The 25,169-nt window shown below is 62.9% G+C and carries 26 protein-coding genes; 13 read left to right on the top strand and 13 right to left on the bottom strand.

Going from position 1 to position 25,169, the window contains the following annotated elements; genetic code table 11:
- Positions 1-50: 50 nt before the first annotated feature.
- A complete protein-coding gene (locus BWR18_RS14805) occupies positions 51-491 on the top strand; it encodes a DUF4399 domain-containing protein (protein WP_076629232.1) in 441 nt (146 codons plus the stop codon).
- 15 nt (positions 492-506) lie between these two features.
- Here the strand turns inward: BWR18_RS14805 and BWR18_RS14800 are convergent, their stop codons facing one another.
- Together BWR18_RS14800 and BWR18_RS14795 are read right to left on the bottom strand one after the other, a co-directional pair.
- Entirely contained in the window at positions 507-1,442 is a 936-nt protein-coding gene (locus BWR18_RS14800) for a CorA family divalent cation transporter (protein ID WP_076629231.1), read from the bottom strand.
- 97 nt (positions 1,443-1,539) lie between these two features.
- On the bottom strand, positions 1,540-3,567 hold the full coding sequence (locus tag BWR18_RS14795) for an NADPH-dependent 2,4-dienoyl-CoA reductase (RefSeq protein WP_076629230.1): 2,028 nt from the start codon (positions 3,565-3,567) through the stop codon (positions 1,540-1,542).
- 216 nt (positions 3,568-3,783) lie between these two features.
- Between BWR18_RS14795 and BWR18_RS14790 the strand changes: the two genes are divergently transcribed.
- From BWR18_RS14790 to BWR18_RS14775, 4 genes are all read left to right on the top strand, one after another.
- The gene (locus tag BWR18_RS14790) at positions 3,784-4,269 is read left to right on the top strand and encodes a GNAT family N-acetyltransferase (protein ID WP_076629229.1); all 486 of its coding nucleotides are present in this window, start codon (positions 3,784-3,786) and stop codon (positions 4,267-4,269) included.
- A 505-nt stretch (positions 4,270-4,774) separates the two neighbouring features.
- Positions 4,775-6,190 carry a hypothetical protein gene (locus tag BWR18_RS14785; RefSeq protein ID WP_076629228.1) on the top strand — a complete coding sequence of 472 codons (1,416 nt, stop codon included), beginning with the start codon at positions 4,775-4,777 and terminating at the stop codon, positions 6,188-6,190.
- Between the two features lie 199 nt (positions 6,191-6,389).
- Positions 6,390-6,872: an RNA pyrophosphohydrolase gene (locus BWR18_RS14780; protein WP_076629227.1), complete on the top strand. Its 483-nt coding sequence runs from the start codon at positions 6,390-6,392 to the stop codon at positions 6,870-6,872.
- 66 nt (positions 6,873-6,938) lie between these two features.
- Positions 6,939-7,427, top strand: a complete 489-nt coding sequence (locus BWR18_RS14775; RefSeq protein ID WP_076629226.1) for a hypothetical protein — start codon at positions 6,939-6,941, stop codon at positions 7,425-7,427.
- A 29-nt stretch (positions 7,428-7,456) separates the two neighbouring features.
- On the opposite strand, the gene BWR18_RS14770 is transcribed toward BWR18_RS14775, so the two are convergent.
- From BWR18_RS14770 to nth, 3 genes are all read right to left on the bottom strand, one after another.
- The gene (locus tag BWR18_RS14770) at positions 7,457-8,047 is read right to left on the bottom strand and encodes a GNAT family N-acetyltransferase (protein ID WP_076629225.1); all 591 of its coding nucleotides are present in this window, start codon (positions 8,045-8,047) and stop codon (positions 7,457-7,459) included.
- A gap of 83 nt (positions 8,048-8,130) precedes the next feature.
- Complete coding sequence (locus BWR18_RS14765) at positions 8,131-9,120, bottom strand: adenosine kinase (RefSeq protein ID WP_076629224.1); 990 nt, start codon at positions 9,118-9,120, stop codon at positions 8,131-8,133.
- Positions 9,117-9,761, bottom strand: coding sequence for an endonuclease III (nth, locus tag BWR18_RS14760; RefSeq protein ID WP_076629223.1), 645 nt, complete (start codon positions 9,759-9,761; stop codon positions 9,117-9,119). The genes BWR18_RS14765 and nth overlap by 4 nt, the downstream gene beginning before the upstream one ends.
- A gap of 232 nt (positions 9,762-9,993) precedes the next feature.
- Here nth and BWR18_RS14755 point away from each other — a divergent pair, with 232 nt between their 5' ends.
- Entirely contained in the window at positions 9,994-10,806 is an 813-nt protein-coding gene (locus BWR18_RS14755) for a cobalamin B12-binding domain-containing protein (protein ID WP_076630337.1), read from the top strand.
- On the opposite strand, the gene BWR18_RS14750 is transcribed toward BWR18_RS14755, so the two are convergent.
- Entirely contained in the window at positions 10,803-11,201 is a 399-nt protein-coding gene (locus tag BWR18_RS14750) for a GFA family protein (protein ID WP_076629222.1), read from the bottom strand. The genes BWR18_RS14755 and BWR18_RS14750 overlap by 4 nt on opposite strands.
- A 130-nt stretch (positions 11,202-11,331) precedes the next feature.
- On the opposite strand from BWR18_RS14750, the gene BWR18_RS14745 reads away from it, so the two are divergent.
- From BWR18_RS14745 to BWR18_RS14735, 3 genes are all read left to right on the top strand, one after another.
- Entirely contained in the window at positions 11,332-12,192 is an 861-nt protein-coding gene (locus BWR18_RS14745) for a methylated-DNA--[protein]-cysteine S-methyltransferase (protein ID WP_076629221.1), read from the top strand.
- Positions 12,193-12,335: 143 nt separating this feature from the next.
- Positions 12,336-12,998, top strand: a complete 663-nt coding sequence (locus BWR18_RS14740; RefSeq protein WP_076629220.1) for an OmpA family protein — start codon at positions 12,336-12,338, stop codon at positions 12,996-12,998.
- Between the two features lie 111 nt (positions 12,999-13,109).
- Positions 13,110-13,652: an NADPH-dependent FMN reductase gene (locus BWR18_RS14735; protein WP_076629219.1), complete on the top strand. Its 543-nt coding sequence runs from the start codon at positions 13,110-13,112 to the stop codon at positions 13,650-13,652.
- On the opposite strand, the gene BWR18_RS14730 is transcribed toward BWR18_RS14735, so the two are convergent.
- Positions 13,649-14,053: a VOC family protein gene (locus BWR18_RS14730; protein ID WP_076629218.1), complete on the bottom strand. Its 405-nt coding sequence runs from the start codon at positions 14,051-14,053 to the stop codon at positions 13,649-13,651. The genes BWR18_RS14735 and BWR18_RS14730 overlap by 4 nt on opposite strands.
- A 29-nt stretch (positions 14,054-14,082) precedes the next feature.
- Between BWR18_RS14730 and BWR18_RS14725 the strand changes: the two genes are divergently transcribed.
- Positions 14,083-14,880: an FAS1-like dehydratase domain-containing protein gene (locus tag BWR18_RS14725; RefSeq protein WP_076629217.1), complete on the top strand. Its 798-nt coding sequence runs from the start codon at positions 14,083-14,085 to the stop codon at positions 14,878-14,880.
- Here BWR18_RS14725 and BWR18_RS14720 read toward each other — a convergent pair.
- The gene (locus tag BWR18_RS14720; RefSeq protein WP_076629216.1) at positions 14,877-15,914 is read right to left on the bottom strand and encodes an NAD(P)/FAD-dependent oxidoreductase; all 1,038 of its coding nucleotides are present in this window, start codon (positions 15,912-15,914) and stop codon (positions 14,877-14,879) included. The genes BWR18_RS14725 and BWR18_RS14720 overlap by 4 nt on opposite strands.
- Before the next feature lie 51 nt (positions 15,915-15,965).
- Here BWR18_RS14720 and mnmD point away from each other — a divergent pair, with 51 nt between their 5' ends.
- Together mnmD and BWR18_RS14710 are read left to right on the top strand one after the other, a co-directional pair.
- Positions 15,966-16,628 carry a tRNA (5-methylaminomethyl-2-thiouridine)(34)-methyltransferase MnmD gene (mnmD, locus tag BWR18_RS14715; RefSeq protein ID WP_076630336.1) on the top strand — a complete coding sequence of 221 codons (663 nt, stop codon included), beginning with the start codon at positions 15,966-15,968 and terminating at the stop codon, positions 16,626-16,628.
- Positions 16,625-17,494: a DMT family transporter gene (locus BWR18_RS14710; RefSeq protein ID WP_076629215.1), complete on the top strand. Its 870-nt coding sequence runs from the start codon at positions 16,625-16,627 to the stop codon at positions 17,492-17,494. Before mnmD ends, BWR18_RS14710 begins: the two co-directional genes overlap by 4 nt.
- On the opposite strand, the gene BWR18_RS14705 is transcribed toward BWR18_RS14710, so the two are convergent.
- Positions 17,468-19,429 carry a lytic transglycosylase domain-containing protein gene (locus BWR18_RS14705; protein ID WP_076629214.1) on the bottom strand — a complete coding sequence of 654 codons (1,962 nt, stop codon included), beginning with the start codon at positions 19,427-19,429 and terminating at the stop codon, positions 17,468-17,470. The genes BWR18_RS14710 and BWR18_RS14705 overlap by 27 nt on opposite strands.
- Positions 19,430-19,567: 138 nt before the next feature.
- Between BWR18_RS14705 and dapA the strand changes: the two genes are divergently transcribed.
- Positions 19,568-20,440, top strand: a complete 873-nt coding sequence (gene dapA, locus BWR18_RS14700; RefSeq protein ID WP_076629213.1) for a 4-hydroxy-tetrahydrodipicolinate synthase — start codon at positions 19,568-19,570, stop codon at positions 20,438-20,440.
- 68 nt (positions 20,441-20,508) lie between these two features.
- On the opposite strand, the gene BWR18_RS14695 is transcribed toward dapA, so the two are convergent.
- From BWR18_RS14695 to BWR18_RS14680, 4 genes are read right to left on the bottom strand one after another with little or no spacing between them, the layout of a single operon-like run.
- On the bottom strand, positions 20,509-21,381 hold the full coding sequence (locus BWR18_RS14695; protein ID WP_076629212.1) for a dimethyl sulfoxide reductase anchor subunit family protein: 873 nt from the start codon (positions 21,379-21,381) through the stop codon (positions 20,509-20,511).
- Positions 21,381-22,139: a 4Fe-4S dicluster domain-containing protein gene (locus BWR18_RS14690; RefSeq protein ID WP_076629211.1), complete on the bottom strand. Its 759-nt coding sequence runs from the start codon at positions 22,137-22,139 to the stop codon at positions 21,381-21,383. Before BWR18_RS14690 ends, BWR18_RS14695 begins: the two co-directional genes overlap by 1 nt.
- Positions 22,136-22,345, bottom strand: coding sequence for a hypothetical protein (locus BWR18_RS21910; RefSeq protein ID WP_076629210.1), 210 nt, complete (start codon positions 22,343-22,345; stop codon positions 22,136-22,138). Before BWR18_RS21910 ends, BWR18_RS14690 begins: the two co-directional genes overlap by 4 nt.
- On the bottom strand, positions 22,342-25,158 hold the full coding sequence (locus BWR18_RS14680; RefSeq protein ID WP_076629209.1) for a molybdopterin oxidoreductase family protein: 2,817 nt from the start codon (positions 25,156-25,158) through the stop codon (positions 22,342-22,344). Before BWR18_RS14680 ends, BWR18_RS21910 begins: the two co-directional genes overlap by 4 nt.
- Positions 25,159-25,169: the final 11 nt, after the last annotated feature.

The following is a 25,169-nucleotide window of genomic DNA, read 5'->3' as shown; positions in this document are numbered from 1 at the left end:
CGACGTGTTAACCTTGGATGAACTTCAACATGTCCGGGAGGAAATGAAAAATGAAAACCTTTGTCAAAGCCGTGACTTTTGCAACAGTGTTGGCCACGCCAGTATTCGCGCAGGACACGCCCGCACCGGCGGATGCGCGCGTCTACTTTGTGAACATCTCGGACGGTGACACGGTATCGTCGCCTGTCACCGTGATCTTCGGGCTCGAAGGGATGGGCGTCGCCCCCGCCGGGACCGAGGCCGACAATACCGGCCACCACCACATCCTTCTGAACCGCCCACCGCTGGGTGAGGGGCCTGAGGGCGCGGAAGAGCTGGAATTTGGCCTGCCCGCTGATGAAAACCATATCCACTTCGGCGGCGGTCAGACGCAGGTGACGCTGGATCTGCCCTCGGGCGAGCACACGATGCAGCTGGTGTTGGGCGACCTGAACCACGTCCCCCACGCCGATCCGGTGGTCAGTGACGTGATCACGATCACGGTCGAATAACCCGCCTGCGTCGGCTCAGATCCACTTGAGCCGACGCAGCACCCAGACGGCCAGCACGGTCATCACCGCAAGCGATGCGCACAGCGCGGCAAAGGCCCACGGGGCCTCAAGCCCCGGCATACCCGCCACGTTGACGCCAAACAGCCCCGTGACAAAGCCAAGTGGCAGAAACACGGCGGCGACAATCGACAGCACATAGCCATTGTGCCCCTGCAACAAGGCGGCCTGCGCGGTGTGATGGTCCTGCACCGCCGTCATCCGGGCGATCAGGCCCTCCAATTCCTCGACAGCCAGCTTGGCCAGGTTCGCCTGCTCGCGCAGAAGGTCGCGCGTGCCCTGCGCCATCAGCGGGCTGTTGGTGCCCACAAGTGCCACAAGGGCGTCGCGCTGCGGCGCCAGATACCGACGCATTCGTATGGCCATCCGCCGCTCCTCCGCCAGTTCGGTCGGCAGCGGCTGGTCGTCGTCCTGAACGCTGTCTTCCATGGCGTCCACGCGTTCCGACAGGTCAAACACAGTATCCTGCACCCGCCCCATCAGCCGAGTGGCAAGAGAGTTCACAAACGCCATGGGCGTGCTGGGGGCCTTGCCCTGTTCGGCCTCGACGCGCATCGCATCAAGGGCAAAGACCCGCCGTACCCGCACCGTCACCACCAGCTGTGCCGTCACCCACATCCGCACGGCCACCATCCGGTCGGCAGGCCCGTCGGCGTTCATGTTGACGCCCCGCAGGTTGAGGATCAGACCGTCACCAAACGCATCTGACCGGGGCCGCGTTTCGGGGGCGCTCAGAGCAGCGGCAGGAATGGACGGAACATGCGCCTCCAGAAATCCTGCCAGATCCGCGTCGCCGAGATCGAAATGCACCCAGCGGTAACCGTGTTCCGGCGGCGCATCACCCGATGCAACATCTGTTCGGTCGGGCATGATATCGAAGGCACAAATGGTCATGTCCGCACGCTATCCACACCGCTCACATGCGGCAACCGCATGGCGGGGGCGGAGGACACCTCCGCCTTACGATTGGTAAGGCGGATCCTGATCCGCCCTAGAGCGTTGCCGCCAGCCGTGTCCCCTGATCAATAGCGCGCTTGGCGTCAAGTTCCGCCGCAACATCCGCGCCGCCGATCACGTGGCACTGAATGCCTTCGGCCTCCAGCGCGTTGGCAAGCGACCGCTCCGGCACCTGACCGGCGCAAAGGATAACGTCATCCGCCTCGATCACCGTCGGGTTCTCGCGCGCTTCGCCAAAGGACACGTGCAGCCCCTGATCGTCGATGCGCTCGTAATTCACGCCGCCCACGAACTCCACATCCTTCATCTTCAATGCCGCGCGGTGGATCCAACCTGTTGTTTTCCCAAGCCTTTTCCCATGCTTCTCCGCCTTGCGCTGCAACAGCGTAACGGCGCGCGCGGGCGCTTCGGGCTGCGGTCCCTTGGGGTCAAGGCCGCTCCGGTGGTCTTCGGTGTCGGCGACACCCCATTCCTTCATCCACTCGGGCAGGTTTTCGGTCGGGCTTTCGCCTTCGTGCACAAGATACTCGGACACATCGAACCCGATGCCACCCGCACCGATCACGGCAACGCGTCTGCCCGTCTCAACCTTGTGGCGCAGCAGGTCGATATAGGAATGTACGTTGTCGCCGTCCTGACCGGGGATCTCCGGATCACGCGGCAGGACACCGGTCGCAATGATAACCTCATCATAACCCTTCAGTGTCTCGACCGTCGCCTCGGTGTTCAGCTGCACCGTAATCCCGGCCTCCGCCACCATCGTGCGATACCAGTCCACAAAGCCCCAGAACTCTTCCTTGCCCGGCACCTGCTTGGCCATGTTCAACTGCCCGCCAATCTCATTTGCACGGTCAAAGATGGTCACATCGTGCCCGCGTTCCGCCGCTGTCAGAGCAGTGGAGAGGCCGGCAGGACCAGCGCCCACGATGGCGATGGATTTCCGTGTCCCCGCGGGGACAATCTGCAATTCGGTCTCGTAGCATGCCCGCGGGTTCACCAGGCACGAACTGATCTTGCCCGAGAACGTGTGGTCCAGGCACGCCTGGTTGCAGGCGATGCAGGGCGCGATCTGGGCGGACTTGTCCTCCATCGCCTTCTTGACGAAATGCGGATCGGCGAGCATGGGCCGGGCCATCGACACCATGTCGGCGCAGCCCGTCGCCAGCACTTCCTCGGCTACTTCGGGGGTGTTGATCCGGTTTGATGTGATGACGGGGATGCTCACCTTGCCCATCAGCTTCTTGGTGACCCAAGCAAAGGCCGCGCGGGGGACGGAAGTGGCGATGGTGGGAATGCGCGCCTCGTGCCAGCCGATGCCGGTGTTGATGATCGTGGCGCCCGCCTTTTCGATCTCTTGGGCGAGTTGCACGACCTCGTCATAGGTCGAGCCGTTGGGCACAAGGTCGATCATCGAGAGGCGGTAGATGATGATGAAATCTGTGCCGACTTCCGCGCGCGTGCGTCGCACCACCTCGATGGGCAAGCGCATCCGGTTCTCGTAACTGCCACCCCAGCGGTCCTCGCGTTTGTTGGTGTGGGTGACGAGGAACTGGTTGAGGAAGTAGCCTTCTGACCCCATGATCTCGACCCCGTCATAGCCCGCTTCCTTCGCGCGGCCTGCGGTGGCGACGATATCGCTGATCTGCTTTTCGATCCCGTCCTCGTCCAGCTCGGCGGGCGGGAAGGGAGAGATTGGCGACTTCACGGGCGAGGGGGCGACGCACATGGGGCCGTAGGCGTAGCGGCCCGCGTGCAGGATCTGCATCGCGATCTTGCCGCCGTTTTCGTGCACGCGGTCGGTGACGATCTTGTGGCTGGCGACCTCTTCGGCGTTCGACAGCATCGCGGCGCCGGGCAGGACGGAGCCTTCGAGGTTGGGGCCGATGCCGCCGGTGACCATCAGGCCGACCTCGCCGCGGGCGCGTTCGGCGTAGAACTCGGCGACGCGGTTCCAGTCCTTCGTCTCCTCCAGCCCGGTGTGCATGGAGCCCATGAGCACGCGGTTTTTCAATGTGGTGAAGCCAAGATCTAGCGGCGCAAGCATGTGCGGATAGGCTGTCATGGTGTCCTCCCGAGCCAAAGTTCCTCTTGGTGTCAGACATAGGGGGCGCGATGTCACGTGCAACGCGGCGTCACCCCGTGGGGACGGGCTGTCCCCGCGGGGACAGGTTTGTATGATTTTTTGTGCTTGTCACATGAGCTAGCGGCGGGGCGCATATGTGGGAACGGTTTTGGTGCCGTTTATTGACACGGGCCTAATGAAACGGACGGCAGAGCGATGGATAAGGCAACGAAATGCGTGCTGCGCGACATGATCCGCGGCGAGGCGGATGCGCTGGGTCGGGTGATGTTCGAAGCCATTCAGGAGGGGCCGGGCGCCTACACGCCTGCGCAGCGAACGGCCTGGTGTGCCGCACCCCATGCCGGGCAGGCGTGGGCGCGCAAGCTGGCCGCGCAGGACGTTGTCGTGGCCGAGGCACAGGGCGCGCCGGTGGGGTTTGTGACGCGCGAGGGGGCCTATGTCGATCTGGCCTTTGTTCTGCCGGAGTGGCAAGGACGGGGTGTGTTTTCAGCCCTTTATGACCGCATTGAGGCGGGAGGGCGTGCCGCGGGGCTGCACCGATTGCGGGTCCATGCGTCGCTGATCGCTCAGCCTGCCTTTGCGGCGAAGGGTTTTGCCCTTGTCCGGCATGAGCGCATGGAACGGCTTGGAGAATACCTGGACCGGGCCGAGATGGAGAAAACCCTGACCGCACCCGCTTAGAGCAAAAAGGGGCGATCCGTGTTGCGGCGCTGCCCAGGCGTGTCAGGTTTCGGCACGCGATGTCTTGGATCGTGGGGGCAAAGGGTGAGCCCAAGAGATGAGTGACTGTTCGTCTATGCGACGCGGCTGGCGTCCGCTTTGCGGCCGACTGTTCATTCGTCGCGGCGCGGTTAACGGCTCCTTCGCGAATCGAATAATTGGGCCAGTTGGAGCGGGGTGATACAAACCCCTTCTCGGCTCGGCGCCCTGTATCTGCGAAGCATCGGTGACCCGAAGTGCACTCGTTTGAACCTGCCACGCTACAGCGCAGCCTGCCCTAGACGCCGTTTGCGGCTCTTGAAGGAAGGAACCTTGCGGTGGCTGTTGCCCAGACAGATACCGGACCGCCCATTTCGCGCAGTTTTCCGTGAGAGTTCGCGTCAAACATACCCGGGCCTGCGCGTCGATCATGCCTGGCACCCATTTTCGAATTTTCTTTGAACCGCTCCCTGCGCTTGCACGACCAATGAGCAATCCGGCCTGCTGGTCGATCCGCAAACACGAACGCACGAGGGTAAAGGACATGGCAACGACGTCGAACGATACAATCCAGGGTCGCAGCGGGTTTGGCGACCCGTTTGCGCCGAGCACTTCGGACCAATCCCGCGTGAAAAACGCGTTGATGAATTGGGCACAAAATTCCTCCACCCCGGTTGGCTCGCAACGGTTTGCGCTTGCTATCGAGCAGGCCAAGCACACCATGTCGCTGGCACCCTGGCTGCAATACAGTTCCAATCCGGAATTGGAACAGGCAGCCGCCGAATGGCAGCTCAAGCACCAAATCTCCGCCGCGCTGGACCAGGGGTTTGTCTTGCACGATCCCTGTTTTCCAGAGTTTTCCCGACTTGATAAGCACAATCAATTTGGGTTGGTGAACCCTGATAATCTCTACTTCCTGGCCAGTATAGAAACACCCGGAACCTATATCATCTACGGCAAACGTGGAACGAGCGCAGATTTGCAGATCCAGGTTGGCGCAGGCGAGCCGGGCTTTGACGACGACCTGACAAGCCCCATCCCCGTGAGCGAACTGGATTTGGGCGCCTTGTCGGTCAAACGCAACGGCGAATTCACCATCCTCATCAGTGACACCGAGCCTTGCGACCTGAAGACCGGTGAAAACTGGCTTTGCAACACAATTGTTACTCCGAAAGGAAAGCTGTGTGCAAACAGCGTCTTGATCAGAGAAAGCCTGATGGACTGGGACACGGAAACGGGCGGCACATGGCGTATCGAACGCATTGACACTGTCGGGAAACCGAACCCGCTGCCCACCCCTGCGCGTGTTGACCTGCAATACGAACGGGCGGCCAATTATTTGACGGGGTCCACGAAAGGTTGGATAAAATTCGTCGAGCAACTCAGGGTCAATTTACCTGCAAATCATATCAGTCCGGCGCGCAAAACCGGGCAAGGCTTGCCAGGGCAATTCAACTCTGCCGGTCATTTCCAGATGAGTGATGACACGGCCATTGTCATTACAGTTGACGAGTCTGACGCAAGGTATCAGGGCATCCAATTGGGTGATCTGTGGTTCAACGCCCTTGATTTTCGTCGTCGGCAAACGAGCCTGACGACCAAGCAAGCGTATCAAAGTGAGGATGGCAAATATCGGTTTGTCATCAGCGCGAAAGACCCCGGGTTTGAAAACTGGTTGGATCCTGCCGGCGCCTCGACAGTTTTTGTTTTCATGCGCTGGCAGGGCATACCTCACTGCCCCGGAGAGGAACCGAAAGCACCAAATAACCCCCAACGGCAGGTTTTGACGTTTGATCAGCTTGGCGAAAAGCTGAAATGCGAACCTGATTTTTCGCCAGAACAACGAAAGGAACAACTCGCCGCCCGACATGTGAGCGCGCTGAATATTCCACGAGGGTTCTGAGGTTTTTTAGGATAGCGCAATCCGGGTTCGCGTGTGTTTTTTAGCGCTTTGGGCTTGAAGCTGGTCCTGACAGCGATCTGAAGGAGCACTCAGAACGTTCACGCAGCCGACCACCTTTCAATCATGGAAACGAGACATCCTCTTCACATCGCATGGAGAATGGTGTTTTTCGGCTCAGGAACGGCCGGAGACACCCGAGATGACCCCCGAAGAGATCGAGAAGCTGCCCTATCGCAAGAATGTGGGCGTGATGGTGATGAACGGGGCGGGGCTTGTTTGGGTGGGCCAGCGCCGGGATCGTTACAAGGACGCCTGGCAGATGCCGCAGGGCGGCGTCGACAAGGGTGAGGATGCGCGGACAGCCGCCTTGCGCGAGTTGGAGGAGGAGACGTCCATTTCACCGGCCCTGGTCGATGTGGTGGCTGAGACGGCCGATTGGCTGCCCTATGAATTGCCGCATGACCTGATCCCGCAGCTTTGGAAGGGCAAGTATCGGGGGCAGAAGCAGAAGTGGTTTCTTTTGCGCTTCAACGGATCGGACGCGCAGATTGATCTGGAAACGGCGCATCCGGAGTTTTCGGCGTGGAAGTGGATGGCCCCGGCGGACTTGCCGGACGCCATCGTGCCGTTCAAGCGCGATGTCTATGTGCGGGTTCTGGCGGAATTTGCGCCGCATTTGTGAGCGCTATTGCATAACTGGGGGCTGCATCCTTACGTCCAGAGTACGTTTCGAGGAAAGGTCCGGTCAATGTTACGACTTCTGAGTTTGATGCTGCTGCTTGCCCCTCTGCCCGCTTTGGCCCTGTCCTGCGTGCCTTACGGCGTGACCAACGCGTATCAAGAGGCGGTGCAGGCGGAAGACGGTTACGTGCCCGTGCTGGGCACGCTCGACTTCGATGCCGATCTGCTGCCCGACACGGACCCGTCTGTTCAGGTGGTGCCCACTGATCCGGTGACGTCGATCCCGGCCACGTTCAAGGGTGAGGCGCTGGCCGTGCGCGGTGTGGACCGCCCGTTTGAAACTGATGTTGTTCTGGAGGTGGAGTGCATTGGCCCGTGGTGTCCCCAGATACAGCCCGGCCCGGTTTTGGGGTTTCTGCGCCAGACCACGCACAGTTATGCCCTGAGGACCGACGCCTGTGGCGGGTTTCTGTTTGGCCGCCCGAGCGAGGCGCAGGTGGATCAGCTGCGCGATTGCCTGGCCGGGCGGGATTGCGTGCCGATGGGGCTACGCTAAGGTAGCGTCGGCTTGGACACCCCTGCTTCTCAGGGGTCGATGATGGGCACGTGGGGGGCGAGGTCACGCGGGTAGCCATGCGCGATGCGCGGGTCATCCGCAATTTCGATCCGCAGCCCTGTCGGTGTGAAGCCGGACCGTTTGTAAAACCCCAGCGCCTGCTGGCTGTCGATTGTGCAGGTGTGCAGGTGGAACCGCGTGATGTCGCGGGCAAAGGCAAATTCGATCGCCCGGTCCATCAGGTACGCCCCGGCCCCCGTGCCGATCAGGGCAGGTGTGAGGCCGAAATAGTCCAGCTCGCACGCGCCTTTGACACTGAAGTCAAGCTCTAGCAGGCCTTCGGGCCGTCCGTCTTTTTCCAGGGTGTAGAGGCCCGTGTCGGGGTCCACCAGGATGTCGTGTAACTCCTGTTCCGGCATGATCGTGCGCCCGTACCAGAGCCACGGCCCGCCCACGCGGCGGAAGAGGTCGAGATAGGGCGCGACCTCTCGCGTCATGGGTTTCAGCGTGACGCCGTCGGGGCAGGGTGCGCCGCGGTATTGCGGCGTGGTCATTTCGAGGTTGGTGACCACCATGGCCACTTTGCCGGGTGGGATGTTGTGGTATCCGTCGGTGAGCATTTGTTTTCCGGGCTGATTGGGGGCCAGCCCCCAAACCCCCGCCGTATTTTCAAAGAGAAGAAGCAGGGGGTGGGGAGAGCGGGTCAGAGCAGTCCCGCGCTGGCGAATTGTTGTTTCATGTCGATTTTGGGGCGGGGGCCGATATGGCTGATCACCTCAGCCGCACAGAGGTTGCCCATGCGTCCGCAGGTGGCAAGGTCGCGTTCCGTGGCCAGCCCGTAGATGAACCCGGCGGCAAACTGGTCGCCTGCGCCTGTGGCGTCCACGGGTGTGACCGTTTCGACGGGGATGTCGTGGCGCTGGCCATTGCCGATGATGGTGACGCCGTCGCCGGATTTGGTGCAGACGAGCAGGTCGATCATGTCGGCGGTCTTGTTCAGCGCGGCCTCAAGGTCGTCGGTTTCAAAGAGCGAGGTGATCTCGTGCTGGTTGCCGATGACGAAGTCCAATTCGTTGCCGATCATGTCGAGGAAATCGGCGCGGTGCCGGTCGACGCAAAAGGGATCGGAGATGGCGATGCCCGCATTGCCGCCCGCGCCACGGGTGAGGCGGGAGGCCTGGCGGAAGGCCTCTTTGCCCTTGTCCTTGTCAAAGAGGTAGCCCTCGAGGAACATGAATTGGGCGGCTGAGGCCACGTCGTCTGGCACGTCTTCGGGGCCAAGTTCGGTCGAGATGCCCAGATATGTATTCATCGACCGCTCGCCATCCGGTGAGACGAAGATCATCGACCGCGACGTGGGCAGTTCGCCGTCGGGGATGGGCGCGTTCACGAAATCGGTGCCGCTGTCGGCCATGGACTGGGCGTAGAAACGCCCCAGCGCGTCGTCGTGGACCCGCCCGATGAAAGCGGTGGGCAGACCCAGCGCGCCGACGCCCGCGATGGTGTTGGCCACGGCGCCGCCGGGGGTTTGCAGCCGTTCGGTCATGGAGGCGTAGAGCACCTCGCCCCGGTCCTGTTCGATCAGCTGCATGATCCCCTTTTCGATCCCCATAAGATCAAGAAAGCTGTCATCGGCATGGGTGATCACATCGACAACGGCGTTGCCGATGCCAGCGAGCGTGTATTTGGTCATTCGGTTTTGTCCTCAAACGGGCAGAGATCGCGGATAATGCAGGTGGGGCAGAGCGGCTTGCGCGCCTTGCAATGATAGCGCCCGTGCAGGATCATCCAGTGGTGGGCGTGAAGCTGGAAATCGGCAGGGATGTTGTCTTCGATGGCGCGTTCGACGGCGTCCACCGTCTTGCCCGGTGCGATGCCGGTGCGGTTGCCGAGGCGGAAGATGTGGGTGTCGACGGCCTGGGCCGGGTACTGCCACCACATGTTGAGGACGACGTTGGCGGTCTTGCGCCCGACGCCGGGCAGCGATTGGAGTGCGGCGCGGGAGTTGGGCACCTCGCCGCCGTAGTCATCGACGAGGATCTGGCTGAGCTTCATCACGTTCTTGGCCTTTTGCCGGAAAAGGCCGATGGTCTTGATGTGCTCGGTGAGGCCGTCGAGGCCGAGGTCGAGCATTTTCTGGGGCGTGTCGGCGATCTGGAAAAGGGCGCGCGTTGCCTTGTTCACGCCTGCGTCCGTTGCCTGAGCAGACAGGGCTACCGCCACGACGAGGGTGTAGACGTTCACGTGCTCCAACTCCCCCTTGGGTTCGGGGTCTGCCGCGTGGAAGCGGGTGAAGATCTGGCGGATCGTGTGGTAATCGAGCTGCTTGGCCATGGCGCGGGGTTATGGGGGAAGATGGGGCAGCGGGCAAGTGGTGTGCGGCAGACCTGTTCAGTCATGTTTCCGATGTATATTTCCTGGCGGCAGACTGCGACAACTTGTCCGATTCGTGCCAAAGTTGTTCTGTCAAGATTGATTGACAGCATCGGCGTCACGACGTGGATGCAAAGTGGCGGGTCGCCATTGATCTGGGAGGGACGATGTGCAGGGCGCGGGACAGCATGATATGCAATTCGATGTCGATCTTTATGCGAGGTCGCAGGCCAACCTTCGTCTTCTGAAATCGCGATTACCGACTGGATCGGTCGAGGATCTGGCGCGCGAAGTTTTGATACGTCTGAACCGGCCCGCCGCGCAGAAGCTTGCGCAAAATCCTGACACCGATCGGATCGAGGCGTTTTGTGAGGCGTTGCTGTCCGATGACGATCAGGCGGGCGCCATGTTCATTCAGGAGGTGCGCCGGGCAGGCGCGTCGGTCGAGGTGATCTACCTCAGGTACCTGGCCGACGCGGCCTGCCAACTTGGCCGGTGGTGGGATGAGGACCGTGTGTCTTTTGCCGAGGTCACACGCGGCACGAGCCGCCTCTATGCCATCATGCACGCCATGCGCCATCAGGTGCCCATAACGGCGCCGGTCACATCGAAAAGCGCGCATTTTGTGTCCGTGCCCGGTGAAACGCACACCTTGGGTGTGCGCATGGCGGCGGACCTGTTCCGGCGCGACGGGTGGGACGTCACCCTGCTGCTTGGCAAGACCCATGACGAGATCGTGGAAGAGATCGGACAATCGCAGGCGATTGTCATCGGCATGTCGGCAGCTGGAGGCCACGCGCTGGACGCGCTGTCCCGGCTGGTTGTCGCGCTGCGATTGGAAAAACCGGATGCCGCATTGTTCGTGAGCGGTCAGATCCTGGAGACGGATGCAGAGACTGTATCCTTGCTGGATATTGATGGCATGGCCCACGATTTCGAGACGGCGCAGGCGCTGATCGAATGCCATTGGGACAATGTGTCGGCCCGCAGGAATTCGCTGTTTTAGGGCGCGCGCCCTTTGACGGAGACCTGCCACCACTTGGGCCGCCCGGCCCGGTATGAATGCGATGTCGGCACCAAATCTGCCGGGCTGGTGTCATCGAATATGCCCAACAGCAATGCGATCACCGGGTCATCGTCGATGGCGCCCAGCGTGCTGCCGCATATCGGGCAGAAGGCGCGGCTGGAATAGTCCGAGGAGCGGTAGGTCGATGGCGCACCACCCGGTCCGGTCCATGTCACTGCGTCGGCAGGAAATTCGACCCAAGCCGTTGTCAGTGCGCCGCTGTGGCGTTGGCACATCTTGCAAGAACACGTGTGCGGTTTCAGCGCAGGGCCGGTGGCCGAGAATCGGATGTGACCGCAAAGGCACCCGCCGATATGTGTGTGCGTGTCTGGCATGATCCCCCCGGTTTTCGCCGTGTGGCCTTATCGTGACGTTTAAATGGGTGTAGTCCGCCCGGTCGCCAAAGGGGTGTTTTGGCGCAGGAAACGGGTCGCGCCGATGCGTGCCGTCGCCTAGGTTCGGATCATGGAACAGATGACAGATATCCCGACTGAAACCGGCTACCACTTCAATGTCATGCGCCGGGCCATCGACCTGATCGACGGGGCCGAGGCGCCGCTGAGCCTTGAGGCGCTGGCCGCAGAGATGGGCATGAGCCCCGCGCATTTTCAGCGTATTTTTTCGCGCTGGGTGGGTGTGTCGCCGAAGCGCTATCAGCAATATCTGGCGCTGGGCCACGCCAAGGCGCTCTTGAATGAACGGTTCACGACCCTTGAGACGGCCCATGCCACGGGGTTGAGCGGGTCGGGGCGGCTGCATGACCTGTTTCTGCGGTGGGAATCCATGAGCCCCGGCGACTATGCCAAGGGCGGCGCTGGTCTGACCATTTACTGGGGGTGGTTCGAGTCGCCCTTTGGCCTTGCGTTGGTCATGGGCACCGACAAGGGGATTTGCGGCTTGGGCTTTGCCGCCGAGATGGGCGAGGAGGGCGCGATGCAGGATCTGGTCCGCCGCTGGCCCAAGGCCGACTATGTCGAGGACCCCATGCGTTTGCGCCCCTGGGTGCTGGCCGCCTTTGGGGCCGAGGATGCGGAATTGCGGCAGGCACCGTTGTACCTGATCGGGGCGCCGTTCCAGATCAAGGTGTGGGAGGCGCTGTTGCAGATCCCGTCGGGCCACGTGACCACCTATTCCGAGATTGCCGAAAGCATCGGCAACCCGCGTGCCGTGCGTGCCGTGGGCACCGCCGTGGGCCGCAACCCGGTCAGCTGGCTGATCCCGTGCCACCGGGCGTTGCGCAAGTCCGGGGGGCTTGGTGGTTATCACTGGGGGTTGCCTGTGAAACGCGCGCTCTTGGCCTACGAATCCGCGCGTGCGGAGGCCTGACACGCGTTCTCACAACTCTGCGCGGGATGTTGCTGATTACATTTTCCCCCTATTTCCGGGAACAAACCGTGCCTATCTTGCGTCCACGATAAGGGGGTGTGCCCGAACGCGTCCCCGTTTTGGAAGGCAGTAGGACAAAAGATATGCTTAAATCCCCCGTAGTTTTCGCCATTGGCGCCATCGCCGCGCTGAGCGCGTGTACCGACCCGAACGCGCTGGGCACCACCGGACCGAGCGGTGAAACCATCAACCAGAACCGCAACCGTGGTGCGGCCATCGGTGCCGCGTCGGGCGCGGTCATCGGCGCCATTGCAGGTGACCGGAGCGCCGCTGTGGCGGGCGCCGTCGTTGGCGGCCTTGTTGGCGGTGCCATCGGGTATGACCTGGACCAGCAGGAGGCCGAACTGCGCCGCGAGTTGGCCAGTGGCGTGACCATCACCAACACCGGCGACCGCTTGATCGTGTCCTTTCCCGAGGCGATCCTGTTTGACGTGAACAGCTTTACAGTGCGCCCCGGTCTGACATCGGACATGGCCGCGCTGGCCCGCAGCCTGGATCGCTATCCCGCGTCGACCGTGCAGATCATCGGCCACACCGACAGCGACGGCGATGCCGCGTTTAACCAGCAACTGTCCGAACGCCGTGCCAATGCCGTTTCCGACGTGCTGATCGGGCAGGGCGTGCCGTTCAACCGCGTGCAGGCCTTTGGCCGGGGCGAGAGCCAGCCGATTGCGACCAACGCCACCGCCGCGGGCAAACAGCAGAACCGCCGGGTGGAGATCGTGATCCTGCCCAACCCGGCCTAGGCCGAAAAACCGCTCAAACCAGTATCAGAGGCCCCGGTTCATCGCCGGGGCCTCTTGCTTTGTGGGGGGATCGCGCCATTCTGATCGTGGATAGGGAATGAAGGACGGATTATGACGACGCCAATTTTGCTGGGGATTTCGGGGTCTTTGCGGGCGGAGGCCACCAATACCAAACTGATGCGCGAGGCGGCCCGGCTGTTTGGCGACTGTACCTTTGTCGAGGGTGATCTGCGGATGCCTCTTTATGACGGGGATCTTGAGGCCGCCGAGGGCGTGCCAGAGCCTGCGCAGGTGTTGGCGCGCCAGATTGCAGAGGCTGACGCCGTCATCATCTCGACCCCCGAATACAACAAAGCGCCGCCCGGTGTGTTGAAGAATGCGCTGGATTGGGTGAGCCGCGTCGAGGGGCGGCCCTGGACCGACAAGCCTGTCGCCGTGATGTCCGCCGCCGCGGGGCGCGCTGGTGGTGAGCGCGCGCAGATGATCCTGCGCGCCTGCATGGTCGCCTTTCGCCCGCGTATTTTGCAGGGCCCCGAGATCCATCTCGCCGGGTCCAGCAAGGAGTTCGATGAGGACGGACGGCTGACGGGTGAGATTTACGTGCGCGAGTTGACAGCCTTGATGGTGGCGCTGCGGGCGGAGATCGGGCGTTAGTCGGCGCGGATCGCGATTTCGATCAGGTTGCCGTCGGGGTCGCGGACATAGAGCGATTGCATCGGCCATTGCGCCCCTGTGCGCGGGACGGGCCCGAGTTCGATCTGCGTGCCGGTTGCTGTGAGGTGTGCTTGCCAGATGTCGAGCGGGATTTCGGTGAGAAAGCACAAGTCTGCCGTGCCTGCGTTGGCTTGCGCCGCTTTGGGTTCGAATTCAGCGCCCCTTTGGTGCAGGTTGATCTTGTGCGCGCCGAAGAACAGCGCGTGGCGCGGGCGCTCGCCGGGGACGTCGAGCGTGCGGTGCGTCATGCCGAGGACATGCGTGTAGAACGCGATGGTGGCGTCCATGTCGGCGGCTGTGATCACCAGATGGTCGAGGCTGTAGAGGGTGGGCTGTTCCATTTTCCGGCTCCGTCGCGCAGGGTGCGTGTATGCAGAGTGCCAAGAGCGATACGCTTCGTCAAAGCGATGTGATGGACCCCGCGCGTGCCTGTGCGATGCAGGTCGCGCTGGGGGGTGCTGGGGTGTTGCAAGCGGGTGATCCGTTGCCGCCGTTCTTTCACCAGCTGTATTTTTGGTCGCCTGCGCCGCCGGGCGGGCTTGGTCGCGATGGGCATCCGAAGGTGGGTGGCGTGATCCCCGACATGGGCCTGCCGCGCCGGATGTGGGCCGGGGGGCGGTTGGAATTTTATGCGCCTTTGCGGCTAGGGGCTGAGGCGGAACGGGTGACGGTGTGTGAGAACGCCGTGCGCAAGGAGGGGCGGACGGGGCCGCTCGCCTTTGTCACCTTGCGCCATGAGGTGTGGCAGGCGGGTCGCCCATGCGTGAGCGAATGGCAGGATCTGGTCTATCGCGAGGATCCTGATCTGGATGCACCGCGGCCCGTGCCGCCGGTTGCGCCGGTGGATGAGGAGGAGGCTGTGGAGCATGCGTTCGACGCGACGCTGCTTTTTCGTTATTCGGCGCTGACGTTCAATGGGCACCGCATTCATTATGACCAGCCTTATGCCCGCGAGGTTGAGGGCTATGACGGGTTGGTGGTGCATGGGCCGCTTCTGGCGCAGCACTTGATGCTGATGGCTGAGGCGGCTTTGGGGCCTTTGGAGCGTTTTCGGTTTCGGGCGACATCGCCGCTCATGCACGACGAAGTCGGGACGTTTTGCCGGAAGGGGCGGACGTTCTGGGTTCGCGGGCCGGATGGGCGGATGTGTATGGAGGCGGAGGCCTAAAGCGAGGCGCTTACCTCGAACCCCTGGGGGATCGTGTCGTCGCCGTTGAGGACGAGGTCGGCCATGGTGGTGGCGACCTTGGGCGCCATGCCGAAGCCGATCTTGAACCCGCCATTTGCGATGAAGTGACCCGAGCGGTCGGGCCATGGCCCGAGCATGGGGGCGCGGCTGCGGGAGCGGGGGCGGAGGCCCGCCCATGTGCCGATGACTTTGGCATCTTGCAGAGCGGGGACGGCGGCGTGGGCGCGGGTCAAGATGTCGTCGAGTTGGTGGTCTGTGCTGGTTGGGTCGTCGTAGTCCCGTTCCGTCGTGGAGCCGATCGCGGTGGTGCCGTCGGCGTGTGGGATGATGTGCAGCGTGTCGGCGAAAAGCTGGGGGGCATCGGGGGCCGCGAAGTCCAGAAGGGCGGCTTGGCCCTTGATGCCTGCGCCGACCATACGGGTGTGGTTGGCGTTAAGTTGGTCAAGTCCTGCGACGCCTGTGGCGTGGATGGTGATGTCTGTGTCCGGAGCGCGGTCTAGGATACTGACGCCCTTGGCGTTGAGGGCTGCGGCGAGAGCCGCACAGGCCTGGCGCGGGTGAACACGGGCGCTGAGTGTGTCAAAAATTTCCATCCCCGTGGGGCTGTTTGCGGCCCATGCGGGGTCTTGAATGGGGCGGACTGTCCAGCTGGCGGCGTCGCCCCAGAGTGTTTTGGCTGTCTCTGACCTTTGGCGTGCGAGCGCGAGGGCTGCGTCGTCGGCGATGGGTTGGCAGCGGCCTGTGCGGGCGTAGCCGGCTGAGGCGCCGCCTGTGGCTTCGACCTCGGCCCAGAAGGCGTCGGCCATGAGAAGGCTTTCCAGTTGGAACTGTTTTTTCGGGTTCCAGTTTTCCGGCACATGCGGAGCGAGAGCGCCGACGATGCCACCCGATGCCCCCGCGGCGAGGCCGTGTGGATCGACCACCTGCACCTTAGCGCCCCGCTGGGTCAGGACCCAAGCGATGGACAGGCCAAAGATGCCTGCGCCGCGGACGGTTATGTCTGCCGTTGCCATTCGTTTTGCCTTTCGCCAAGGTCGCGCCGGTATCCTTTACAGGGGCGGATGATGCAGGACCAGCGGGCAGAGCTTGAGTGGCGTGAGGGCCGTGTGCCGGTGTCGGTGCGGTTTGATGATCCGTATTTTTCGCTGGATAATGGATTGGCCGAGACGCGGCATGTGTTTCTGGACGGGAATGATCTCCCAGCGCGGTTTGTCGATGGGTTTCATATTGCCGAGCTTGGGTTTGGGACGGGCCTGAACTTTTTGACCGCTTGGATGGCATGGCGGGATGCTGGGGCGCCGGGGCGGTTCAGATTCACCAGTTTCGAGGCGTTTCCGATGGATGTTGAGGCCATGGAGACAGCGTTGGGCGCGTTTCCTGAGGTGGCGGAGTTGGCGGCGCAGTTGGTTGCGGCTGGTGGCGGGTCGGCTGAGTTTGACGATGCGACGCTGACCGTGGTCGAGGGCGATGCGCGCGAGACCTTGGCCGCCTGGCAGGGCCGCGCCGATGCGTGGTTTCTGGACGGGTTTTCACCTGCGAAGAACCCGGAATTGTGGGGGGCGGACCTGATGGCGGAGGTGGCCGCGCGTACTGTCCCCGCGGGGACAGTGGCCACATATACGGCGGCAGGCTTTGTCCGGCGCGGGTTGGAGGAGGCGGGGTTCACCGTCACCCGCGTGCCGGGCTTTGGTCGCAAGCGGCATATGACGCGGGGCGTGTTGGGTTGAGCCGGGGCAATAACACGCGGCTGGGCATTGCGCTGATGATCGCGGTGTCGGTGGTGTTCGCAAGCCAGGACGGAATCTCGCGCCATCTGGCCGCCGAATACAATGTCTTCATGGTCGTGATGATCCGGTATTGGTTCTTTGCGGCCTTTGTCATCAGCGTGGCCGCGCGCAAGGCAGGGGGGGTGCGGGCGGCGGCGCAGACGCGGCAGCCGGTGGTGCAGGGGCTGCGTGGGCTGCTGCTAGCGGCTGAGATTTGCGTGATGGTGACGGCCTTTACCATCCTGGGGTTGGTGGAAAGCCACGCGGTGTTTGCCGCCTATCCGCTGCTCGTCGCGGCCCTGTCTGGGCCGATTTTGGGCGAGCATGTGGGCTGGCGACGGTGGGTCGCGATTGGGGTCGGTTTTGTCGGCGTGCTGTTCATTCTGAAACCCGGATTGGGCGTGTTTGACCCGGCGGCGGTGATCCCGTTGGCGTCGGCCATCATGTTTGCCGTTTATGGGCTGCTGACGCGGTATGTGGCGCGGGACGACAGCACGGCGACGAGTTTCTTTTGGACCGGAACCAGCGGCGCTGTGGCCATGACATTTGTCGGGGTGTGGTTTTGGGAGCCGATGAATGCGGTCGATTGGGGCTGGATGGGCGCGTTGTGCCTGACCGGTGCCTTGGGTCATTGGCTGCTGATCCGCACCTATGAAGTGGCGGAGGCGAGCGCGGTGCAGCCCTTTGCGTATTTCCAGATGGTCTTTGCCGCGCTGGTGGGCATCACCGTGTTTGGTGAGGTGATGGAGGTGAACGTGATCTTCGGTGCGGCCATTATCGTGGCGGCGGGGCTGTTTACCTTATGGCGCGAACGACAGCAGGGTTGAGCCGGTGAGCTCTTCGGAGAAGGGGATCGGCAGCGGGTCGTTGCCCAGCCGTGCGCGGTAGATGGGCAGGCTTTCGGTGACGCGCATGACGTAGTTGCGGGTTTCGCGGAAGGGGATGTGTTCGATCCAGTCGATGACGTCGAAGTCTTCGGTTCCCCGGCGCGGGTCGCCGTAGCGCAGCATCCATTGGTCGGGGCGGGAGGGGCCGGCGTTGTAGCCTGCGGACATAAGGATCACGTTGCCGTCGAAGCGGGCCGCGAGTTGGCTGAGGTAGGTGGCGCCGAGGCGCGCGTTGTAGACGGGGTCGGTGATCAGCCGCGCGGTTGTGTGGTCTGCGGAAACGCCAAGGTCGGCGGCGACGTCGCGACCTGTGCCGGGCATGATCTGCATCAGCCCGCGCGCGCCGACGCCGGATTGGACGACCGGGTCGAATTCGCTTTCGCGCCGGGCGATGGCGAGGGACATTTCGGGGGCCATGGGCAGGTCCGCGTCCGCCAACGGGTGCAGGGGGTAGTAGGGCGCATGCAGCGTGATGCCGCGCCGCGCGACACGCTTGCCGATCATGACGGCAAGGTGCGGTTGGCCTGCGGCGATGGCGACCTGGCCCAAGCGCCCTGCGGCGTCGCGGTCGAGGGTTTCCGCGAGGTGGGTCCAGAAGCGTTCGGCGAGGGTCAACTCGCCGGAGGCTTGCAGGAGCAGGCCCGCCTCAAAGAGGTCGTTGTCGGTCAGGGGGTTTTCCTGAGAGTTTGGGAAGGTTTCGGAGCCGTCGAGGAGGGGGTCGGTTGGGAGCCCGGCCCGTTCGGCGGCCAGCAGGCCGTAGAAGGAGGTTTGGTACTCTGCGCCTTCGGCATAGGCGGCGCGCGCCTCTTCGTCGTTGCCCATGGCCTCGTGGGCGCGTCCGATCCAATAGCCTGCGCGCCCGCGCGAGATGGGGGAGCGGGTGGCGTTGCGGTGGTTCTGGAAGTGGCCGAGTGCCACCTCGGGGTCCTGCAGCTTGCGCAGGGCGATATAGCCTGCCAGCCATTCGAGATCGGCATAGGCCGACCCTTCGGTCAGGAAGTGGCGGGCGGCGAGTTGGTAGGCGAGGGCCGCGTCGCCGTCGCGCATTTCATCGCGGGCGAGGGCGCGGCGGCGGTTGGACCATTCCTCTGGCTGGCCGAGGGCGTCGGCGGAGCGGGATTGGTCCATGAGCAGCGCCCTGGCGTCGTCCCAGCGGCCCTTGCGGACGCGCCATTCAAAACGAGCGTGGGCGAGGCCGGGGTCGTTCTGCTGCGCCTCGGGCACGGCGTCGATCAGGGCATCGACGTTGTTTGCAAGCGCCCCAAGCCCGATGCGGGCCTGCGCAAGCGCGAGTTGCCCCTTGTCCACCAGGTCGAACATGCGGCGAGCACTGGTCAGGTCGTCTGACCACAAAAGCGCGTCGAGGCGGGCGGCGTGGTGGGGTCTCAATAGACCGCTATGCGCGTTGATGTACCGCGCATGGGTCGTGCCCGCCATCGGCAGAGTGCGCCAGGCGAGGACGAGGTTTGCCTCGGCCTCTCCGTCCCGACCGGCGCGGGCGAGGGCGGCGGCGTGGGCGAGAATTCCTTCTGGTGTTTGGGCGGCCATTTCTTCGAAGAAGGCCAAGATGGCGGTGTCGGAGGCCTCTGCCACTGCCTCTTCCGAGCGGGCGCGCAACAGCGCTTCGCCGGGCCAGTCGGGGCGGCGGTCGAGGAAATTCACGACGTCTTGGTACGTGCCGCGACCGGCGCGCAGGCGGTGCCATTCGATGATGTCGGCGGCCACTTCGCCGTCGCGGGCGGCAAGGGCTGCGGCGGTGTCCCAGCTGCCGCCGCGCAGCGCCTCCATCGCCCAGCCCAGGGGGCGGGGCCTTTCGGCCGGCGCGGCCACAACGGATGCAAAAAGCAGGGCGAAGGCGAGGGCAATCCGGCTCATCTCTTGCAATTCCCTGCGTCGCGTGGCTAGAGCCTTTGAGAATATGTGCGGATGGTGACAGTTCAACTCACGTTTCCGGGCATATAGCAAATTCACACCAGGCCCCCTGCCTGCCACACGTCAAAAAGGAGCTTCGAGATGTTCAAAGGTTCCATGCCTGCCCTCGTCACCCCGTTTCGTAACGGCGCTTTGGATCTGGAAACGCTCAAGAAACTTGTCGAATGGCATGTGGGCGAAGGATCGCATGGGCTGGTGCCTGTAGGGACAACCGGCGAAAGCCCGACGCTGACCCATGAAGAACACGAGACGGTCATCGAGACAGTGGTCAAGGCCGCCGCCGGGCGTATTCCGGTCATTGCTGGGGCGGGGTCGAACAACACGGTCGAGGCGATCCGGTTCGTCGAATGCGCAGCCAAGGTGGGTGCCGATGCGGCGTTGGTCGTGACGCCGTATTACAATAAGCCGACCCAGCGCGGTCTGATCGCGCATTTCACGGCGCTGCATGATTGCGCTGATATTCCGATCATCATCTACAACATCCCCGGTCGGTCCGTCATCGACATGACGCCGGAGACGATGGGTGAGTTGGCCAAACTGCCACGTATTGTGGGTGTCAAGGATGCGACCGGTGATCTGGCACGGGTTTGCGATCAGCGCATGGCGTGCGGGCCGGATTTTATCCAATTGTCAGGTGAGGATGCGACAGCGCACGGGTTCAATGCGCAGGGCGGTGTGGGCTGTATTTCTGTCACTGCGAACGTGGTGCCCAAACTGTTGAGCCAGATGCAGGAGGCGTGTCTGGCCGGGGATTATGCCAAGGCGCTGGAGATTCAGGACAAGGTGATGCCGTTGCACAAGGCGATCTTTACCGAGCCGGGACTGGTTGGTGCCAAATACGCAATGTCCCGTTTGGACCTATGTTCGGACGAGGTGCGGCTGCCGCTGACCGGGTTGGCGGACGAGACCAAGGCCAAGGTTGATGCGGCACTGGCGCATGCGGGATTGACGTAAAAAAGGTGGGCAGATTGCCCACCCTACATGCCGTGCGACCGGAGGGTGGGCAATCTGCCCGCGGTCGCTTACCGCTTGCCGTAGTAGAGGCCGACCACGTGCTCTGCCTCTGCAAAGAAAAGCCAGCGTGAGGCGAGCGCGCCGGTCACGTGGCTGAGCACGGCCAGGATTGCGATCCCGTGCGAGAAGGGCATGGCGAGCAGCAGCACCGGCAGCAGCACCATAAGCACGAATGAGATGACCCGCAGCTTGATGCTGTGCTTGCGCCCTACGATGAAAGCGAATTCCTTGAGCAGGTAGTTGGTGCCGGTATGCGGCGGCTCAAAGGCCCGGACGCTGCCGTTTGTGCCGAGGCCGGTGGCGGTCGCCAGTGTGGTGCCGGAGCCCTTGAGTGCGCCGTCGCCCTGCATCCATAGCACGACCTGGATGACGCCCGCGATGGCGATCAGTGCCATGGCCCATGTGACCTGACCCGCCAGCAGCGCGCCACCCGCCAGCGAAAAGCTGAGGAACATGGCGGGGGTCAGCGGGGAGTTCCAGCGGGGGATCGTCTTGAGCTGGGTGTAGATCATCGACGTGGTGAACACGGTCAGCAGCGAGAAGATGGCGCCGATCAGGCCCAAAAGCCCCCAGCGTTGGTCGAAGAAGACGAGGCCTGCGCCGTAGAGCCCCATGGCGATCAGGGCAATGACCGCGCACCACCCTTCGCGGCTGAGCCAGGATGAGCGCCATTGTGTGAACGCCTTGAGCGCCCGTTCAGGGTGGCCGAGGTGGAAGGTGGACGAGACCAGCCCGCCCACGGCGCAGAGGTATGCGATGGCGAAGAAGGCGAAGGCGGACCAGCCTGTCACGGCAGGGTAGCCGAGGCCGAGGAAGGTCAGGAGGCCGAAGCCGATACCCGAAAAGACCGTGAAGAAGATGACGGAGGGGGCTGGATGCATCAGAGTTTCTCCAACGTCTTGTCGAGCCAGCCGAGGAAGCCCTTGGCTTCCTGTGCGACGGGTTCGAGGTAGGGGGCGAGGATGTCGATGTCGCCAGCGCCTTCGGACAGCGTGTCCTTGGGGCGGGGCGGCAGATATTTGTTGACGGGTTTGGTGCCTTGTTCGGGCATCAGGTCCATGCCGCCGCGTTCTGCGGTCAGTTTTGATACGTTGCTGTCTGGATCTGCGAAGTCACCGAAGTGCCGGGCGCCTGCGGGGCAGGTGCGCACGCAAGCCGGTTCGCGGTCTTCTTCGGGCAGGTTTTCATTGTAGATGCGGTCAACGCAGAGGGTGCATTTCTTCATCACCTTCTCGACGGCGTCCATTTCGCGGGCGCCGTAGGGGCAGGCCCAGGCGCAGAGACCGCAGCCGATGCAGTCGGATTCGTTGACCAGTACAATCCCGTCCTCGACCCGCTTGTAGCTGGCGCCCGTGGGGCAGACCGTGACGCACGGCGCGTCCTCGCAATGCAGGCAGGATTTGGGGAAGTGGATGAGTTGGGCTTCGCCTTGCGCGGGCTGCACTTCGTAGCTGTGCACGCGGTTGAGAAAGGTGCCGGATGGGTCGGACCCATACGCATCCGTGTCAGCGAGCGGTGCGCCGTAGTTTTCGGTATTCCAGCCTTTGCATGAGATCACGCAGGCGTGGCAGCCGACGCATGTGTCCAGGTCGATGACGAGGCCGAGTTTGCGGTCGGTTGACGTTGGGAGTGTGGTCATGCGGTTGTCCTCGCTGAGAGGGCAGGACTGGGGCGCTGCCCCAGACCCCGCGGTTTATCTGGCGAAATGAAGGGGGATCGTTTTTCCATTGCTCCGATAGGTTCGGCCTTGGACGCGTCCCAGTTGGCGATGAAGTAGATGAAGGTGCCCACGGCGATTGCGACGAAGGCTGCGATGGCAAGGAGGGTGCGCTGGATGGGCGTCATTTGCCGACCTTCCATGTCAGGTTTTTCGGGCCGTGACCGACGGGGGATTTGATCGGGTCCATCGCCGGTTGGGACTCGGTGGGGGCGTCGGCCTTTTCGATGCGGACCTTCAGGTCGAACCACGCCGCCTGCCCCGTAATTGGATCGGAGTTGGCCCAGCGGAGGCCGTCGCCTTTTGGTGGCAGCAATTCGTGGATCAGGTGGTTGAGCAGAAAGCCCTTGGTCGCCTCTGGCGCATTTTCATCTAGTGCCCAGGCACCCTTGCGCTTGCCGATGGCGTTCCAGGTCCAGACCGTGTTTTCGTTGAGTGCGGCCATTTCGAGGACTGGTACGGTGATTTCGCCGTGTGGCGAGGTCACTTTGGCCCAGTCGCCGTCGATCAGGTTGTTCTCGCGCATCAGCTTGGTGGGCAGGTAGAGCGGGTTGTGCCCGTGCAGCTGCCGGAGCCACGCGTTTTGGCTGCCCCAGGAGTGGTACATGGCCATGGGCCGTTGGGTGAGCGCCGTGATCGGGTAGGTGTCGCCGTGATTGTCAGGCGATGGGTCGTACCAGATGGGCAGCGGGTCCATCGTTTTCTTGATCCGTTCGCGCAGGTGATCGGGGGGCTGGCGGTCGCCGTGACCCTCGGCTGCCAGCTGGAAGCGCCGCATGGGTTCGACGTAGAGCGTGAAGAGGTAGGGCTGTGGGCTGTCGAAGAGGCCCATGCCGACGGCCCAGTCCTGATAGGCGCTGTTCCATGGCTTGTAATAGAGCGCTTCGTCCGGGATGTGTTCGACGAAGAAACCGCCGTTTTCGATGTAGCGGTTCAGCTGGTCGGGGTTCACGTCGCCGCGGCCCGTGTCGCTGCCGTCGCCGCGGAAGCCAGCAAGCGGGCCGATGCCCGGTTTGCGGATATGGTTTACGATGTAGTCGCCGTAATCGGCGTATTTCTGGCTGCCGTCGTCGTTGGTGAAGCCCGGTAGGCCGAGTTTTGCGCCGAGTTCACAGAGCACAGATTGGAAGCCGCGCACGTCGCGGTCGGGTTCGATCACGGGCCAGCGGATGGCGTCGGCCGCAGCGTCGGCCTCGCAGATCGGACGGTCGAGCAGGGAGATGCAGTCGTGCCGTTCCAGGTAGGTCGTGTCGGGCAGGATCAGGTCGGCATAGGCGACCATTTCCGAGCTATACGCATCCGAATAGATGATGCGCGGGATGACGTAGTCGCCGTTTTCGTCCTTGTCCGTCAGCATGTCCATCACGCCGCGGGTGTTCATGGAGGAGTTCCACGACATGTTTGCCATGTACATGAACAGCGTGTCGATCTTGTAGGGGTCACCTGCATAGGCGTTCGAGATGACCATGTGCATGAGCCCGTGTGCGGACATGGGGTTTTCCCAGGAAAACGCCTTGTCGATGCGGGCGGGTGTGCCGTCCTCTTTCAGCGCCAGATCGTCGGGGCCGTGGACGAAGCCCAGATGTGGGCCGTCGAGGGGCTTGTCTGGCGTGGTCCCGCAATGTGGCTTGGGGTGCGCCGTGGCGGGCTTGGGATAGGGCGGTTTGAAGCGGAAGCCGCCGGGAACCTCGACGCTGCCTAGCAGGATTTGCAGCACGTGCAGGGCGCGGCAGGTCTGGAAGCCGTTGGCGTGGGCGGAGATGCCGCGCATGGAGTGGAAGGAGACGGGGCGGCCCTGCATCGTCTTGTGCGTTTCGCCGCGGAAGTCGGTCCATTCCTGCTGCAACTCGAACGCTTCGTCAAAGGCGACGCGGGCGATTTCGGCGGCGAGCGTACAGATGCGTTTGGCGGAAATGCCGACGCGGTCGGCCACTGCCTCGGGCGCGTAGTCGTCGCTGAGGTAGCGTTCTGCCATATGCTGCATGACGGAGCGGTGGCTGATGCCTGCGTGATGATGGGTGGCGGTGAGGTCGGGTTTGACGCCCTTTTGGTCGAAGGGGGTCAGCTTGCCCGTGGCACGGTCCATGACAAGCTCTTTGCCGTTGTCGTCACGCAGGAGCAGGCCGAACTCGGGTGATTTTTCATCGCCGTTCACGAGGCAGGGCGCGTTTGTGTACTGCGCCAAGTAGTTCACGTCAATCTTGCCGGCTTTCATCAGGCAATGGACGAGGGACAGGATGAACAGTCCGTCGGTGCCGGGCGTGATGCCGACCCAATCGTCGGCTACGGCGTTGTAGCCGGTGCGGATCGGGTTCACGCCGATCACGCGTGCGCCGCGCGCCTTGATCTTGCCGATGCCCATCTTGATCGGGTTGCTGTCGTGGTCTTCGGCGACGCCAAACAGCATGAACAGCTTGGTGTGGTCCCAGTCGGGTTGGCCGAACTCCCAGAACGCGCCGCCCATCGTGTAGATACCCGCCGCAGCCATGTTGACCGAGCAGAAGCCGCCATGGGCCGCGTAGTTGGGGGTGCCGAAGTTCTGGGCGAAGAAGCTGGTGAAGCTTTGCGACTGGTCACGGCCTGTGAAGAAGGCCAACTTGCTGGGGTCATCTTTGCGGATGGGGGCCAGCCAGTCGGTGGCGATTTGCAGGGCCTCGTCCCATTCGATTTCCTCGAATTCGCCCGCGCCGCGTTCGCCCACACGTTTCAGCGGCTTGCGCAGGCGCGAAGGGGCGTTGACCTGCATGATGCCAGCGGAGCCTTTGGCACAGAGCACGCCCTGGTTCACCGGGTGGTCGCGGTTGCCCTCGATATAGGCGACTTTACCGTCCTTCATATGCACGTTGATCCCGCAGCGGCAGGCGCACATATAGCAGGTGGTTTTGCGCACCTCGTCGGACACGTGGGGCGAGGTATTGATCTTAGGTTGCTGGAACGTCATCTGGCCTCCCG

The organism is Tateyamaria omphalii, assembly GCF_001969365.1.
GTDB lineage: Bacteria > Pseudomonadota > Alphaproteobacteria > Rhodobacterales > Rhodobacteraceae > Tateyamaria > Tateyamaria omphalii_A.
This window is presented reverse-complemented; position numbering and strand designations above follow the sequence as displayed.

What these genes read in the sequence shown, in the direction of transcription:
- BWR18_RS14805 (WP_076629232.1), top strand. Translation starts at nt 51, where the DNA reads ATGAAAACCTTTGTCAAAGCCGTGACTTTTGCAACAGTGTTGGCCACG.
- BWR18_RS14800 (WP_076629231.1), bottom strand. Translation starts at nt 1,442, where the DNA reads ATGACCATTTGTGCCTTCGATATCATGCCCGACCGAACAGATGTTGCA.
- BWR18_RS14795 (WP_076629230.1), bottom strand. Translation starts at nt 3,567, where the DNA reads ATGACAGCCTATCCGCACATGCTTGCGCCGCTAGATCTTGGCTTCACC.
- BWR18_RS14790 (WP_076629229.1), top strand. Translation starts at nt 3,784, where the DNA reads ATGGATAAGGCAACGAAATGCGTGCTGCGCGACATGATCCGCGGCGAG.
- BWR18_RS14785 (WP_076629228.1), top strand. Translation starts at nt 4,775, where the DNA reads ATGAGCAATCCGGCCTGCTGGTCGATCCGCAAACACGAACGCACGAGG.
- BWR18_RS14780 (WP_076629227.1), top strand. Translation starts at nt 6,390, where the DNA reads ATGACCCCCGAAGAGATCGAGAAGCTGCCCTATCGCAAGAATGTGGGC.
- BWR18_RS14775 (WP_076629226.1), top strand. Translation starts at nt 6,939, where the DNA reads ATGTTACGACTTCTGAGTTTGATGCTGCTGCTTGCCCCTCTGCCCGCT.
- BWR18_RS14770 (WP_076629225.1), bottom strand. Translation starts at nt 8,047, where the DNA reads ATGCTCACCGACGGATACCACAACATCCCACCCGGCAAAGTGGCCATG.
- BWR18_RS14765 (WP_076629224.1), bottom strand. Translation starts at nt 9,120, where the DNA reads ATGACCAAATACACGCTCGCTGGCATCGGCAACGCCGTTGTCGATGTG.
- nth (WP_076629223.1), bottom strand. Translation starts at nt 9,761, where the DNA reads ATGGCCAAGCAGCTCGATTACCACACGATCCGCCAGATCTTCACCCGC.
- BWR18_RS14755 (WP_076630337.1), top strand. Translation starts at nt 9,994, where the DNA reads ATGCAATTCGATGTCGATCTTTATGCGAGGTCGCAGGCCAACCTTCGT.
- BWR18_RS14750 (WP_076629222.1), bottom strand. Translation starts at nt 11,201, where the DNA reads ATGCCAGACACGCACACACATATCGGCGGGTGCCTTTGCGGTCACATC.
- BWR18_RS14745 (WP_076629221.1), top strand. Translation starts at nt 11,332, where the DNA reads ATGGAACAGATGACAGATATCCCGACTGAAACCGGCTACCACTTCAAT.
- BWR18_RS14740 (WP_076629220.1), top strand. Translation starts at nt 12,336, where the DNA reads ATGCTTAAATCCCCCGTAGTTTTCGCCATTGGCGCCATCGCCGCGCTG.
- BWR18_RS14735 (WP_076629219.1), top strand. Translation starts at nt 13,110, where the DNA reads ATGACGACGCCAATTTTGCTGGGGATTTCGGGGTCTTTGCGGGCGGAG.
- BWR18_RS14730 (WP_076629218.1), bottom strand. Translation starts at nt 14,053, where the DNA reads ATGGAACAGCCCACCCTCTACAGCCTCGACCATCTGGTGATCACAGCC.
- BWR18_RS14725 (WP_076629217.1), top strand. Translation starts at nt 14,083, where the DNA reads ATGCAGAGTGCCAAGAGCGATACGCTTCGTCAAAGCGATGTGATGGAC.
- BWR18_RS14720 (WP_076629216.1), bottom strand. Translation starts at nt 15,914, where the DNA reads ATGGCAACGGCAGACATAACCGTCCGCGGCGCAGGCATCTTTGGCCTG.
- mnmD (WP_076630336.1), top strand. Translation starts at nt 15,966, where the DNA reads ATGCAGGACCAGCGGGCAGAGCTTGAGTGGCGTGAGGGCCGTGTGCCG.
- BWR18_RS14705 (WP_076629214.1), bottom strand. Translation starts at nt 19,429, where the DNA reads ATGAGCCGGATTGCCCTCGCCTTCGCCCTGCTTTTTGCATCCGTTGTG.
- dapA (WP_076629213.1), top strand. Translation starts at nt 19,568, where the DNA reads ATGTTCAAAGGTTCCATGCCTGCCCTCGTCACCCCGTTTCGTAACGGC.
- BWR18_RS14695 (WP_076629212.1), bottom strand. Translation starts at nt 21,381, where the DNA reads ATGCATCCAGCCCCCTCCGTCATCTTCTTCACGGTCTTTTCGGGTATC.
- BWR18_RS14690 (WP_076629211.1), bottom strand. Translation starts at nt 22,139, where the DNA reads ATGACCACACTCCCAACGTCAACCGACCGCAAACTCGGCCTCGTCATC.
- BWR18_RS21910 (WP_076629210.1), bottom strand. Translation starts at nt 22,345, where the DNA reads ATGACGCCCATCCAGCGCACCCTCCTTGCCATCGCAGCCTTCGTCGCA.
- BWR18_RS14680 (WP_076629209.1), bottom strand. Translation starts at nt 25,158, where the DNA reads ATGACGTTCCAGCAACCTAAGATCAATACCTCGCCCCACGTGTCCGAC.